The 12290-nt window shown below is 72.8% G+C and carries 9 protein-coding genes; 5 read left to right on the top strand and 4 right to left on the bottom strand.

The window, feature by feature from the left end:
* Window positions 1–127 precede the first annotated feature (127 nt).
* The 3 genes from truB to rbfA form a co-directional block, all read right to left on the bottom strand.
* Window positions 128–1021 (bottom strand): tRNA pseudouridine(55) synthase TruB, encoded by an 894-nt coding sequence (truB, locus tag JHW48_RS00615; protein ID WP_119886423.1) that lies wholly within the window; start codon window positions 1019–1021, stop codon window positions 128–130.
* A gap of 81 nt (window positions 1022–1102) precedes the next feature.
* Entirely contained in the window at window positions 1103–1870 is a 768-nt protein-coding gene (locus JHW48_RS00610; RefSeq protein ID WP_119886424.1) for a phosphodiester glycosidase family protein, read from the bottom strand.
* On the bottom strand, window positions 1857–2276 hold the full coding sequence (gene rbfA / locus JHW48_RS00605) for a 30S ribosome-binding factor RbfA (protein WP_119886425.1): 420 nt from the start codon (window positions 2274–2276) through the stop codon (window positions 1857–1859). The genes JHW48_RS00610 and rbfA overlap by 14 nt, the downstream gene beginning before the upstream one ends.
* Window positions 2277–2350: 74 nt before the next feature.
* Between rbfA and dapB the strand changes: the two genes are divergently transcribed.
* Window positions 2351–3184, top strand: a complete 834-nt coding sequence (gene dapB, locus JHW48_RS00600; RefSeq protein ID WP_119886426.1) for a 4-hydroxy-tetrahydrodipicolinate reductase — start codon at window positions 2351–2353, stop codon at window positions 3182–3184.
* Here dapB and JHW48_RS00595 read toward each other — a convergent pair.
* The gene (locus JHW48_RS00595; RefSeq protein ID WP_119886427.1) at window positions 3181–3786 is read right to left on the bottom strand and encodes a COG3650 family protein; all 606 of its coding nucleotides are present in this window, start codon (window positions 3784–3786) and stop codon (window positions 3181–3183) included. The two genes, dapB and JHW48_RS00595, sit on opposite strands and share 4 nt — an antisense overlap.
* A gap of 99 nt (window positions 3787–3885) precedes the next feature.
* Between JHW48_RS00595 and tsaE the strand changes: the two genes are divergently transcribed.
* Genes tsaE through addA form a run of 4 tightly spaced genes read left to right on the top strand, consistent with a single transcriptional unit; the run spans window position 3886 to window position 12220 of the window.
* Window positions 3886–5271: a tRNA (adenosine(37)-N6)-threonylcarbamoyltransferase complex ATPase subunit type 1 TsaE gene (gene tsaE, locus JHW48_RS00590; protein ID WP_119886428.1), complete on the top strand. Its 1386-nt coding sequence runs from the start codon at window positions 3886–3888 to the stop codon at window positions 5269–5271.
* Window positions 5259–5924, top strand: a complete 666-nt coding sequence (locus JHW48_RS00585; protein ID WP_119886429.1) for a nucleotidyltransferase family protein — start codon at window positions 5259–5261, stop codon at window positions 5922–5924. Before tsaE ends, JHW48_RS00585 begins: the two co-directional genes overlap by 13 nt.
* Window position 5925: 1 nt before the next feature.
* Window positions 5926–8856 carry a double-strand break repair protein AddB gene (addB, locus tag JHW48_RS00580; RefSeq protein WP_272835860.1) on the top strand — a complete coding sequence of 977 codons (2931 nt, stop codon included), beginning with the start codon at window positions 5926–5928 and terminating at the stop codon, window positions 8854–8856.
* Window positions 8849–12220 (top strand): double-strand break repair helicase AddA, encoded by a 3372-nt coding sequence (gene addA, locus JHW48_RS00575; RefSeq protein ID WP_119887580.1) that lies wholly within the window; start codon window positions 8849–8851, stop codon window positions 12218–12220. Before addB ends, addA begins: the two co-directional genes overlap by 8 nt.
* The last annotated feature ends 70 nt before the right edge of the window (window positions 12221–12290 follow it).

Genomic DNA, 12290 nt, shown 5'->3' with positions numbered 1-12290 from the left:
CGGACCGAGAGGGGCGGCCCGCTGCCTGGGTGGCGCAGCCTTAGGCCCCGCCTGACCCGAGGGCAACGAAGCCCGCCCGCCGCCCCCCCGCCCTGTGGCATCGCGGCCACAGGGCGGGGGCCGGGGATCAGAGGTTGAACACCCGCTCCGGCTGGACCATGCCGCCTTGGTACCGGCCGATGCAGACCGGCCCTGCCGCGTCGCGGACCCAGACAAGCTCGCCCCATTCGGCGCCGTCGGTCACCTGGCCCGGATTGCCGTTGCGGATGCGGATCGCGCCCTCGGGCGTGGCGCGCAGCATCGGCAGGTCCGACAGGCCCGTCTCCAGCGGGCGGAGGCATTCGTCCAGCCAGGCCTGCTCGGACCGGTCGATGCGATCGAAGGCCACGCCGTCCTGCGCCTCGAAGGGGCCCGACCAGGTGCGGCGCAGATGCGCCACATGGCCCAGGCATCCCAAGGCCCGCCCCAGGTCGCGCGCGATGGACCGGACATAGCCGCCCTTGCCGCAGACCATCTCCAGCCGGGCCGTGTCGGGACCGGCCTCCAGCAGGGTCAGGCTCTCGACCCAGAGCGGGCGGGCGGCCAGCTCCATCTCGACGCCCTCGCGGGCCAGGTCATAGGCGCGTTCGCCATCCACCTTGACGGCGGAAAAGGCCGGGGGGACCTGCATGATCTCGCCCGTCAGGGCGGGCAGGGCGGCGCGGATCGCATCCGCATCCGGGCGCGCATCGGCGCTGCGGATCACATCGCCCGAGGCGTCGTCGGTCGTCGTCTCGGCCCCCCAGGTGACGGTGAAGTCATAGCATTTCAGCGCGTCGGTGACGATGGGCACGGTCTTTGTCGCCTCGCCCAGGGCGACGGCCAGAACGCCCGTGGCGTCGGGGTCCAGCGTGCCGGCATGGCCCGCCTTCTTGGCGTCCAGCGCCCATCTGACCTTGGCCACCACCGCGGTCGAGGTCACCCCGGCGGGCTTGTCCACGATCAGCCAGCCATTGACCTCGCGGCCCTTCTTGCGCGCCATTGCGAACCTCCTGTGCAGTGCAAGGGGCGGGGCATAGCCCTGCGCCCCCGCCGGGTCAACACCGGGCCGGTCGACACGGGCTCAGTCGGGCGTCTGCCCCACCAGGCCGATGATCGGCCCCATGCTGCGCCCGAAATCCGCGCGATTGACCGAGGGCGCATAGAGCCGCGACACCGACCCGTCGAAATAGAGCGCATCCCGCGCCCCCAGCCCGTCGCGGAAGAACCGCCCGAATTCGTGAAACGTCACCGGCCGGTTCGAGATCGCGAACCACGCGGTCTGCCCATCCGCCGACACGCCCACGCCGTTGCGGATATAGCGGCTGGTCGAATCGACCAGGAACCGGGGATGCAGCTCGCCCTCGATGACCAGCATCGGGCCGGATTGCGTGGCCAGGCGGCATTCGGGGCGCGCATCGGCAAAGGCGCGGCTTTCGATCACGTCGAAGGGGCGCGCGCCGCCCGAACAGAAGACCCCGTTGGGCAGCATGCCGAAATTGTCGTTGCTGGCGCCGGTGACGATAGGTGACAGCTCCTCTCCGTCGATGACCAGAAGGCCCACGGCGCGGTAATCGGCATGGAACATCCCGGCATTCATCGCGAAGGCCAGCGCCTCGGACCCGTCCAGGCTGCGGCGCAGGGCGGCGAAGTTGCGCAGCGGCCGCCCGTCGGGGCCGTCCTGCCACAGGCGCAGCGCGGGTTCCTGCGCGGCCGGCACCGCGCAGAGGACATAGCCCTGCCCGTCGTGATCCACCCGGTCGCAGCGCACCGATGCCGATGCCGGCATCGCCCAGGCCACCATCATGCCCAGGGCGACGGCCAGGCGGCGCGACAGGTCAGGCCTGGGCATCGTCGTCATCCGCGCGGCCCGCCTCGACATCGCGGCGGACGCGTTCATCGGCGAACATGCGGCGGGTGTCGTCCATGCGGTCGAAGGTCTCGTCCAGCTGGAACCGCAGCTCGGGCGCGTATTTCAGCGTCATCGCCTTGGCGACCAGGTGGCGCAGCTCGGGCGCGTTGCGGCGCAGGGCGGCCAGCGCCTCGGGCGCCTCGCGGCCGCCCAGGGGCAGGACATAGGCCGTGGCCACCTTCAGGTCGGTGGACATCGACACCTCGGCCACGGTGATGGAATGCCGGTTCAGGTCGGGATCATGCACATCCGCGCGCGACAGCGTGTCGGCCAGCGTGCGGCGGATCAGCTCGCCCACGCGCAGCTGGCGCTGCTTGGGGCCTTGGGAATTGCGGTTCTGTGCCATGCGCCCCGATGTAGGGGGTCGCGGCCCGGCCCGCAACGGGTTATCACGCGGGCAAGCAATGCGGGACCATGCCAATGAGCGATTTTCAGAACACCGATCAGCCGAACCGCCCGGGAATCGTGGTCACGGGCGCATCCGGGCGGATGGGGCGGATGCTGATCGGCCAGATCCTGGCCGATCCCGCGCTGCGGCTGGTGGGCGCGCTGGAACGGCCCGGCCATGACTGGATCGGCCAGGATGTGGGCACGGCCATGGGCGGCGCGCTCGCGGGCGTCGCGGTCAGTGACGACGCGGTGGGCGCCATCGCGCAGGCGCAGGCGGTGATCGACTTCACCAGCCCCGCGGCGACCGTGGCCTTTGCCGAACTGACCGCCCAGGCCCGCGCCGTCCATGTCATCGGCACCACCGGGCTGGAGCCCGCGCATCTGGCCGCCCTGGCCGCCGCCGCCCGCCACGCCCCCATCATCCGCGCCGGCAACATGAGCCTGGGCGTCAACCTGCTGGTCGGGCTGACGCGCAAGGTCGCCGCCGCCCTGGGCACCGATTGGGACATCGAGGTCGTCGAGGCCCATCACCGCCACAAGGTCGACGCGCCCTCGGGCACCGCGCTGATGCTGGGCGAGGCCGCGGCCGAGGGGCGCGGCGCGGCGCTGGACGATCTGCGCAGCCCCGCGCGCGAGGGCATCACCGGCGCCCGCGCGCCGGGCAGCATCGGCTTTTCCGCCATCCGCGGTGGCGACGTGGTGGGCGAACATGACGTGATCTTCGCGGCGGATGGCGAACGCATCGTGCTGCGCCACCTGGCGACGGACCGCGCGATCTTCGCGCGCGGCGCGATCCGCGCGGCGGTCTGGGGCCAGGACAAGGGCCCCGGCGTATACGACATGCACGACGTGCTGGGCCTCTAGCGCCCGATCGCGCAGCAGCCGGTCAGCAGGCGCGGCGTCTCGCCGTCGATGACCACCTCGGCCCGCAGGCCGAACAGCCGGTCCGACATCCCGTCGCTGCATTGCTGCGGGGTCGAGACCAGCGTCAGCCCCTCGGCCACCACCACGCGGGTCGGGTCGCGAAAGACGCCGCGCGACAGGACCGCCCGGACCGGGCGCGCGTCATCCGCCATGTCCGGCCCGCCGAGCACCACGGCCCCGTCCCGGGGCGTGACCGACCAGAAGGGTTCCGTCCCGAAACATTGCCAGCCCGCGGGCAGGGCGCCCTCCTCCCAGACATCGACGCGGTAATCCAGGTATCGCGCGCTGATCCAGCCCGAGCCCTCGCCATGGTTGATGCGCGCCCAGCCCTGCTGTTCATGGACGACCTCGATCCCGGTCGCGTCGGGGGCCAGCGTGCCGATGATCTGTGCGCGGGCGGACGGATCGGCGCGGATGTTCAGCACGTCGTCCGGGGCCACCCGGGCCACGTCGAACAGCGTGGGCAGGATGTATTCCTGGGTGGCGGCGGCGGGCCCGGCCAAGGCCAGCCCGACGGTCAGGGCACAGATCAGACGTGGCATGGGGTCCCTCCCTCGTTGCGGTCGGACCAGCCTAGCGCGGGCGCGGGCCGGGCGCATCTCACGCTTTCGCGCCGGGCGGCAAGCGGCTAGAAGCGGGCCATGACCGTGACCCTGACCGCATCCCAGACCCTGACCGCCGCGCTGGCCCGGATGCTGGCCGCCCAGGCCCTGCCGCCCGCGGCCATCCTGCTGGACGGGCCGGTGGGGGCGGGCAAGACTCATTTCGCCCGCGCCTTCATCCGCGCCCGCCAAGGCCAGGCGGCCGAGGACGTGCCCAGCCCCACCTATACCTTGGTCCAGACCTATGACGACCCGATGGGGACCGAGATCTGGCATGCCGACCTCTATCGCCTGACCGACCCGGCCGAGCTGGCCGAGCTGGGGCTGGAGGATGCGCTGGATCACGCGATCTGCCTGATCGAATGGCCCGACCGGCTGGCCGACCGGCCCCCGGGCGCGATCCTGCTGTCGCTGATGGATCATGCGGATCCCGACCTGCGCTGGATCGTGCTGGACATGCCCGATGCCGCGCGGCTGGCGGCGCGGGCGGTCTTTGTCCATGACGCGGGCTGGGACGAGGCGCGGGTCACGCCCCTGGCGGGCGATGCCTCGGCCCGGCGCTATTTCCGGCTGGAGGGGTCGGGCGGCGCGGTGCTGATGGACGACCCTTCGGGATCGGTCCCGGCCTTCGCGGCGATGACCGGCTGGCTGCGCGATCACGGTTTCGGCGCGCCGCGGATCATGGCCGCCGATCCCGATGCCGGGTTCCTGCTGCTGGAGGATCTGGGCGACGATCTGGTGGCCCGCGTGCTGGCCGACCGCCCCGACCTGGCCCCGCGCATCCAGGACCGCATCACCGACCTGCTGGTTTCGCTGCAGGCCGCGCCCCCGCCCGCGGGGCTGGCGGTTCTGGACGGGCCGGCCATGGGCGATCTGGCGGCGCTGTTCACCCGGACCTATCCCGGGGCCGATCTGCCGGACCTGCCCGCGCTGATCGGTGATCTGCATGATCGCCTCGGCGCGGGGGTCGCACCGGTCCTGTCGCTCCGCGATTTCCATGCCGAGAACCTGATCTGGCGCGGCGAGGACCCGATCGGCCTGCTGGATTACCAGGACGCGGTGCTGGCCCATCCGGCCTATGATCCGGTCTCGGCCTGGCAGGATGCGCGGCGCGACATCGACCCCGGCGTCGAGGCCGCCCAGATCCGCCGCTTTCTGGATGCGACTGGCCATGAGGACGCGGCCTTCCGCGCCGCCTATGCGCTGATCGGGGCGCAGCGGGCGCTGCGGATCCTGGGGGTCTTCGCGCGCTTGGCGATCCGCGACGGCAAGCCGCGATACCTGGATTTCATGCCCCGGGTCTGGGGCAACCTGCAGCGCAACCTGGCCCATCCGGCGCTGGCGCCCCTGCGCGCGGCGCTGCATGACGTGCCCAGCCCCCGGGACGGGGCCATCGAAAGGATCCGCGCCGCATGCCGCCCCTGATGATCTTTGCCGCGGGTCTGGGCACGCGGATGCGGCCCCTGACCGACACGCGCCCCAAGCCCCTGATCGCGGTCGCGGGCCGCAGCCTGCTGGACCGCGCGCTGGATCTGGGCCGGGATGCCGGCTGCGGGCCGGTCGTGGTCAACACCCATTACCTGGGCACCCAGATCGCGGCGCATCTGGCCGGGACGGAGGTCGCCATCAGCCCCGAGCCTGGCCCGATCCTGGACACGGGCGGCGGGCTGCGCCAAGCGCTGCCCCTGCTGGGCGCGGGGCCGGTGATGACGCTGAACCCCGATGTGGTCTGGACCGGGCCGAACGTGCTGACGGCGCTGGCCACAGCCTGGCGCGACGGGATGGAGGGGCTGCTGGCGCTGATCCCCGTGGACCGGGCCACCGCGCGGCAGGGGCCGGGCGATTTCACCCTGCGGGACGGGCGGCTGACCCGGCGGGGCGATCACGTCTATGCCGGGGCCCAGATGATCCGCACCGACCTGCTGGAGGGGATCCCCGACCGCGCCTTTTCGCTGAACCGGTTGTGGGACATGATGATCGACCGCGGCACGCTCCATGGCATGGTCCATCCCGGCGGCTGGTGCGATGTCGGCTATCCGCAGGCGATCCCCCAGGCCGAGGCGCTGATCCGTGGCTGAGATGCGGGGCCTCTATGCGCTGCCGCCGGGGGTGGATTTCGCGGAATGCTTCGTGCGCGGGCTGATGGCGCGCATGGCCCACCGCCCGCCCGAGGACATGGCCGCGGTCACCATCTTCGTCAACGCATCGCCCACCCGGGGGGCGCTGACCCGGGCCTTCGACCGGGTGGGGCCGCTGATCCTGCCCCGGATCCGGTCGATCACCGGGATCGACCCCGGCCCCTTGGTCATGCCCGACCCGCCGGTGCCGCCCTTGGCCCGCCGCCTGCAGCTGGGCCGGCTGATCGACGGGCTGGTCCGGCTGCGCCCCGATCTGGGCGCGGGCCATGCGATTCCCGTCCTGGCCCAGTCCCTGTCCCAGCTGATGGTCGAGATGCAGACCGAGGGCCGCAGCCTGGCGGACCTGGAATCCATCGATACCGGCGATCACGCCCGCCATTGGCAGAACGCGCTGGCCTTCCTTAAGATCGCGGCCGATTTCCACCTGGACGATCCCTCGCGCGATCGCCCCGCCCGCCAGCGCCGCGCGGCCGAGATCGCGGCCGATGCCTGGCCCCGCGGGCTGGACCAGCCGCCCGGGCCGGTGATCGTTGCCGGATCGACCGGATCGCATGGCGCGACGCGGCTCTTCATGCAGGCGGTGGCGGCGCTGCCGCAGGGGGCGGTGGTGCTGCCGGGCTTCGACTTCCACCAGCCCGCGCAGGTCTGGGACGGGCTGGACCAAGGCGGCGACGACCATCCCCAGGCCCGCTTCGCGCCGCTGCGCGCGGCCGGGCCGGTCCGGCTCTGGACCGACGACGCCCCCCCGTCCGAGGCGCGCAACCGCGTCGTCTCGCTGGCGCTGCGGCCCGCGCCCGTCACCGATCAGTGGATCGCCGAGGGGCCGGACCTGCCCGATCTGGTCGAGGCGACCCGCGCCATCACCCTGATCGAGGCCGACCAGCCCGGCGACGAGGCCGAGGCCATCGCCCTGATCATGCGCGAGGCCGCCGAACATGGCCGCCTGATGACCCTGATCGCCGCCGATAGCGGGCTGATCCGCCGCGTCACCGCCGCGCTGGACCGCTGGCACATCCGCCCCGATGACAGCGCGGGCCGGCCGCTGCCGCTGACCGCGCCGGGCCTGCTGCTGCGGCAGGTGGCGGGGCTGTGGGGCCAGCCCCTGACCATCGACCGGCTGCTGATCCTGCTGAAGCATCCCCTGACCGCGACCGGATCGCCCCTGCTGGGCCGCAACGAGATGCTGCGCCAGACCCGCGAGCTGGAGTTGCATCTGCGCCGCAACGGCCCGGCCTTTCCCGATGCGGATTGCCTGGCCGAATGGGGTGCCAAGGGCGACGATCAGCGCCGCATCTGGGCCGATTGGCTGGCCGCGACCCTGGACCGCCTGACGCCCCTTGGCCGCCAGCGCGGCCCCTGCCCGCTGCCCGAACGGCTGGACATGCTGATCCGGCTGACCGAGGCCTTGGCCGCCGGTCCCGGGGGCGACGCGGCCCGATCGCTGCTGTGGCAGGACAAGGCCGGGCAGATGTCGCGCGCCGTGCTGGACCACCTGGCCGAACATGCGCCCTTGGGCCCCGATCTGGGGCCCGCCGATTTCTGCGCCCTGCTGGTCACCGAATTGCAGGCCAAGGCCGTGCGCGAGGACGTGGCGGACCATCCCTGCCTGCGCATCCGCGGCCCGCGCGAGGCGCGGCTCTATGGTCACGGCACCGTCATCCTGTCGGGCCTGAACGAGGGCGGCTGGCCCCAGCCTTTGTCCCCCGACCCCTGGCTATCGCGCCAGATGCGGGCGCAGGCGGGCCTGCCCCTGCCGGAACGCCAGATCGGGCTGGCCGCGCATGACTTCCAGCAGGCCATCGCCGCCGAGCGGGTGATCCTGACCCGCGCCCGCCGCGATGCCGAGGCCGAGACGATCCCCTCGCGCTGGCTGAACCGGATGCTGAACCTGATGGGCGGGCTGCCGGACCGCGACGGCCCGCGCGCCGTGGCTCTGATGCGCGACCGGGGCGCGCGCTGGCTGGCCATGGCCCAGGCCGTGTCGCGCCCCCCCGCGCCGGTCCCGCCCGCGGCCCGCCCCTCGCCCATCCCGCCGGGGCCGCCCTTCCGCGAATTGCCGGTGACGGATGTGGCGCTGCTGATCCGCGACCCCTATGCGATCTATGCCAAGCGGGTCTTGGGCCTGCGCCCGCTGCCGCCGCTGCGCCCCGGCCCGGATGCGCTGCGCGGCCAGACGCTGCATGCCATCGTCGAGGCGCTGCTGAACAGCCACCCCGCCCCCAACCCCCCGCCCGAACGGCTGCGCGACGATTTCCTGCGCCTGACCGATGCGGTGCTGGCCCGCGACGTGCCTTGGCCCGCCGCCCGCGCCTTCTGGGCGGCGCGGATCGCGCGCATCGCCGACCGCATCGTCGCGGACGAACTGGCCCGCCTGGCCGAGGGCCGCCCGATGGTCGTGGAAAACCGCGGCCGCGTGCCGGTGGCCGGGATGGATTTCACCCTGACCGCCAAGCCCGACCGGATCGACCTGCTGAATGACGGGCGGGTGATGGTCTATGACTACAAGTCCGGCACCCCGCCCAGTGACGCGGCCATCGCCAAGTTCGACAAGCAGCTGCTGCTGGAGGCCGCGATGGCTCGGCGCGGCGGCTTCGACGCCTTGGGGCCCGTGGATGTCGCGGGCATCCGCTACATCCAGCTGGGCGGCGAGGGCGCGACCTTTCCCCGAAAACATGACGACGCGCTGGAGGGCGAGACCTGGGACGGCTTCGTGCGGCTGGTCGCGTCCTATCTGACGGGGGATGCGGGCTTCACCGCGATGCGGGCGCCGCAATTGACGACCTATGCCGGGGATTACGACCATCTGGCGCGGTTCGGGGAATGGTCCCTGACCGATCCGGCCCGGCCGCGAAAGGTGGGCGATCATGGATGAGGCGACGCTGAACCAGATCGCCGCCGCCGACCCGCAGCGGTCGACCTGGCTGACGGCCAATGCGGGCTCGGGCAAGACGCGGGTCCTGACCGACCGGGTGGCGCGGCTTTTGCTGGCGGGCACGCCGCCCGAACGCATCCTGTGCCTGACCTATACCAAGGCCGCCGCGACCGAGATGCAGAACCGCCTGCTGGCGCGGCTTGGGCGGTGGGCGATGCTGCCCGCCCGCGACCTGCGCGCCGAACTGGCCGAGCTGGGCGAGGCGGGCGATCCCGATCTGGCCGCCGCGCGCCGCCTGTTCGCCCGCGCGATCGAGACACCGGGCGGGCTGAAGGTTCAGACCATCCACAGCTTCTGCGCCGCCGTCCTGCGCCGCTTTCCGCTGGAGGCGGGCGTGCCGATGGGATTCGCCGAACTGGACGACCGCAGCGCCCGCGCGCTGCGCGCCCAGATCATCGAGGATATGGCCGAAACCGCCCATCCCGCCATGGCCGACCTGACCGCGCTGCAATCGGGCGACGATCTGGACGGGTTTCTGGCCGGGCTGTCGATGGCCGATTACGCGGCCGAACCCGATGCGGAGGCGATCTGGGCCGCCCATGACCTGCCGCCCGGCCTGACCGGCGACCGCCTGCTGGCCCAGGTCTTCCTGGGGGCCGAGGGCGATCTGGCCGATGCGCTGATCCCGCCCCTTCGGGGCAGTTCGGCCAATGACGTCAAGCTGGCCCAGGCCCTGTCGCAGGTGCGTTGGCGCGATCCCGGCCTGGACGATCTGGACCGGCTGGCGGGCTGCCTGCTGTTCGGGGCCAAGGCGGCGGCGCCCTTCGCCGCCAAGACCGGCAAGATCCCCACCAAGGGGATGGCCGCCGGGCCCTGCGCGCCCTTCATGCCCGATCTGGACGCGCTGATGATCCGGGTCGAGGCCGCCCGCCCCCAGGCCCAGGCCCTGCGCGGCGCGACCCGCACCCTGGCGCTGCATCGGTTCGGCCATGCCTTCGCCGTCCGGATGCAGGCCGCCAAATCGGCCCAGGGCTGGCTGGATTTCGACGACCTGATCCGCCGCACCGCCGAGCTGCTGGAGGAATCCAGCATGGCCCAATGGGTGCTGTGGCGTCTGGATGGCGGCATCGACCATATCCTGGTCGACGAGGCCCAGGACACCAGCCCCGAGCAATGGCGCGTCATCCGCCGCCTGACCGACGAATTCACCAGCGGCGCGGGCGCCCATGACCGGCCCCGCACCCTGTTCGTGGTGGGCGATCCGAAACAGTCGATCTATTCCTTCCAAGGCGCCGACATCGCGGTCTTCGAGGCGATGCGCGACCGCTTCGCCCGCGATTTCGATGCGGCCGAGGCGCCCATGCAGCAGCGCGGGCTGACCCACAGCTTCCGGTCATCGCCCGCGATCCTGACGCTGGTGGATGCGGTCTTCCAGGGCGAGGCCGCGCGGGGCTTGGGCGATCCGCCCCGGCATGTGGCCTTTCGCGCGGCCCTGCCCGGCCGGGTGGACATCTGGCCGCCTTTGGCCCAGCCCGAGGACGACGCCCCCCAGGACTGGACACGCCCCGTCGACGCCCCGGGCGAGAACGACGCCGACACGCAGCTGGCCCGCCAGATCGCCGCCCGCATCCGCGCCATGCTGGGCAGCCCCCTGCCCGATCCGCGCAGCGGCGGCGCCCGGCCCTTGGCGCCCGGCGACATCCAGATCCTGGTCCAGCGGCGCGGCGCGCTGTTCGGGGCGCTGATCGGCGCGCTGAAGGCCGCGGGCCTGCCCGTGGCCGGGGCCGACCGCCTGCGCCTGGCGGGCGAGCTGGCCGTGCGCGACATCCTGGCCACCCTGTCGGTCCTGGCCACCCCCGAGGACGACCTGTCCCTGGCCGCGGCCCTGCGATCGCCGCTGTTCGGGCTGACCGAGGATGACCTCTATCGCCTGTCGGCCGGGCGGGGGCCGCGGGAATACCTGTGGCGGCGGCTGCGCGCATCGCCCCATCAGGACGCGCAGGCGGTGCTGAACGACCTGGCGGGCCAGGCGGACTATCTGCGCCCCCATGACCTGATCGCGCGGCTGCTGACCCGCCATGGCGGGCGCGCCGCCCTGCTGGCGCGCCTTGGCCCCGAGGCGGTGGACGGCATCGACGAGCTGCTGTCCCAGGCCCTGGCCTATGAACAGGTCGAGACGCCGTCCCTGACCGGCTTTCTGGTCTGGCTGGCCAGCGACGAGGTCGAGGTCAAGCGCCAGCTGCCCGGCGGCGGCGGCGGGCTGATCCGGGTGATGACGGTGCATGGCTCCAAGGGTCTGGAAAGCCCCGTGGTCATCCTGCCGGAAACCCAGAAGCGCCGCCCGAACAACCGCCAGACCCTGGTGCGGCTGGACGGGGTGCCGGTCTGGCGGGGGGCGGCGGCGGATCGCTGCGACCAGGTGGCCATGGCGGTGGCCGATCACGACCGCCGCCAGGACGAGGAACGCCGCCGGCTGCTCTATGTCGCGATGACGCGGGCGGAATGCTGGCTGATCGCCGCCGCCGCGGGCGAGACGGGCGAGGGGCTGGACAGCTGGCACGCGATGATCGCCGAGGGCGCGGGGCGCGCCGCGCTGGACCGCGCCGACCTGCCGCTGGAGGGGATGGGCACCGGGCTGCGCCTGTCCTGGGGCGACTGGCCCGCCGAGGCGGCCGAGGAACGCGCCCCGGCCCCCGATGCGGTGGAGGCGCCGGACTGGGCCCATCGCCTGCCGCCGCCCGCGCCGGAATTCCACGCCCCCGTCGCCGCCAGCGGCCTGGGCGGGGCCAAGGTGCTGGGCGCCGCGACCGATGGCGACCGCGACGCGGCGATGCTGCGCGGCACACGGCTGCATCTGCTGCTGGAACATCTGCCCGCCCATCCGCGCGCGGACTGGCCCGCCATCGCCCGCGCCATCCTGGCCGGGGCCGAGGGCGGCCTGCCCGACGGCCCGGAACAGGACGACCTGCTGGCCGAGGCCGATGCGGTCCTGTCGGCCCCCGACCTGGCCACGATCATCCACCCCCCCGAGGGCGCGCGCATCCTGTCCGAGGTCGCGCTGACCGCCCCCATCGCCGGGCTGGGCACGCTGAACGGGGTGATCGACCGGCTGATCGTGACGCCGGATCTGATCACCGCCATCGACTACAAGACCAATGCCGAACTGCCCGACAGCCCGGATCGCATCCCCGAGGGGATCCTGCGCCAGATGGCCGCCTATCGCGCGGCGCTGGCGGCGATCTGGCCCGGGCGCAGGCTGCGCATGGCGGTGCTGTGGACCGCGTCGCGCAGCGTCATGGACCTGCCCGATGCGCTGCTGGACGGGGTGATGGCGCGCCTGACGGGGGGCGGGACGGCCTCTTGACCCGGGGGCTGCGGGTCCATAGCTGTTGGACATCAATGATTGCCGGTCCCTGCCGGCCCATCCCGAAGGA

The organism is Paracoccus aestuarii, assembly GCF_028553885.1.
Classification (GTDB): domain Bacteria; phylum Pseudomonadota; class Alphaproteobacteria; order Rhodobacterales; family Rhodobacteraceae; genus Paracoccus; species Paracoccus aestuarii.
This window is presented reverse-complemented; position numbering and strand designations above follow the sequence as displayed.